Annotated in this window: 1 protein-coding gene and 1 pseudogene; both read left to right on the top strand. The window is 46.3% G+C overall.

Annotated elements, in window-relative coordinates; translation table 11 throughout:
* The coding region (locus AC1DUO_RS24660; protein WP_477989247.1) for a homoserine O-succinyltransferase at positions 1 to 743 on the top strand (743 nt) is incomplete at its 5' end.
* 374 nt (positions 744 to 1,117) lie between these two features.
* Positions 1,118 to 1,747 (top strand): annotated as a pseudogene (locus AC1DUO_RS24655) (malate synthase A); the annotation flags it as partial.

The raw sequence follows: 1,747 nt of genomic DNA, 5'->3' as shown, positions 1-1,747 counted from the left end.
TGCAGATAGATGTGCAGCTGCTGCGCATTGACAGTCGTGAATCTAAAAACACCCCTGCAGAGCATCTGAATAATTTCTATTGTGACTTTGAAGACATTCAGCATGACAACTATGATGGCCTGATCGTTACCGGTGCGCCTTTAGGATTGGTCGATTTTTGTGATGTAGCATACTGGCCGGAAATTGAGCGCGTGATCCACTGGGCGAAAAAGCATGTAACATCCACACTTTTTGTTTGCTGGGCGGTTCAGGCTGCTCTGAATGTGCTTTATGGACTACCTAAAATGACCCGCGAAGCGAAGCTTTCGGGTGTGTATCCTCATCAGACGCTGCAACCGCTGGCATTACTGACCCGTGGCTTTGATGAAAGCTTCCTGGCACCCCATTCCCGTTATGCAGATTTTCCGGCTGATGTGCTCCGCCAGCACACGGATCTGGAGATCTTTGCTGAATCCGACGAAGCCGGCGCCTATCTCTTTGCGACAAAAGATAAGCGGATGGCTTTTGTGACCGGGCACCCTGAATATGATGCGGGAACGTTGGCAGGAGAGTATCTGCGTGATGTGGCGGCGGGGTTATCACCTGAAATGCCTTACAACTATTTCCCGCAGGATAACGCCGAGCTGGCACCGAAGGCGACCTGGCGAAGCCATGGACATCTGCTGTTCACTAACTGGCTGAATTACTATGTTTATCAGATCACGCCGTTTGATCTGCGCCAGATGAATCCGACACTCGAGTAAATCCCTTTCCGCTTCCAGCAGACGATCTTATCGGTCGTCTGTTTTTCTCCCCTTTTTCTCCCTGCGATCTTTTTTCTGATCTTCTTCCTTCTGCATACATTTTTCTTAGATTCGAAATTCATTCCCATTTTACGGAAAATTTATTTAATTCTATCTAATTGATTAAAAACAGAACTTTTTTAATTTTTAAATAAAATGGAAATCGTTTTTGATTTTATGAAATTACTGATTACGCTTAAATCTATCGGGCAATAAATAACCAGAGAAAAGCCACCTCAGGATCATGAGCGTATCTCGGGTATGTTTTCGACCGTAATAGCATCTGTTCAGTGAGGCGGTCTGGCAGATTAAGCAGATAAATCAGGAGATAAACGATGTCTGAGCAAATTACCCGCAGTCAGCTTGGTTTTACGCGCCGTTTTGGTGAAAACGAAGCGCAAATTCTGACCGAAGAAGCCGTGGATTTTTTATCCGAACTGGTTGTCCGTTTTACCCCGCTGCGAAATCGATTACTGGCCGATCGCATTGCCGTACAGCAGAAGATAGATCAGGGGGTGTTGCCTGATTTTATTTCGGAAACGAATTCCATAAAAAATTCAGATTGGAAGGTACGGGGCATTCCGGCTGATTTACTGGATCGCCGGGTAGAAATCACTGGTCCTGTCGAACGCAAGATGGTGATCAATGCGCTGAACGCCAATGTAAAAGTCTTTATGGCGGATTTTGAGGACTCTCTGGCACCGGACTGGCAGAAAGTTATAGAAGGGCAGATTAACTTACGCGATGCGGTGAACGGGAGTATCAGCTACACCAATGAATCCGGGAAAATTTATCAGCTCAAACCTGATCCTGCCGTTCTGATTTGTCGTGTACGTGGCCTGCATTTACCTGAAAAGCATGTGAACTGGCAGGGTGAAGCTATTCCCGGTTCGTTGTTCGATTTCGCTTTGTACTTTTTCCATAACTATCGCGCATTACTGGCAAAAGGCAGTGGCCCCTATTTC

This window comes from Rahnella sp. P4_A8, assembly GCF_056402435.1.
This window is presented reverse-complemented; position numbering and strand designations above follow the sequence as displayed.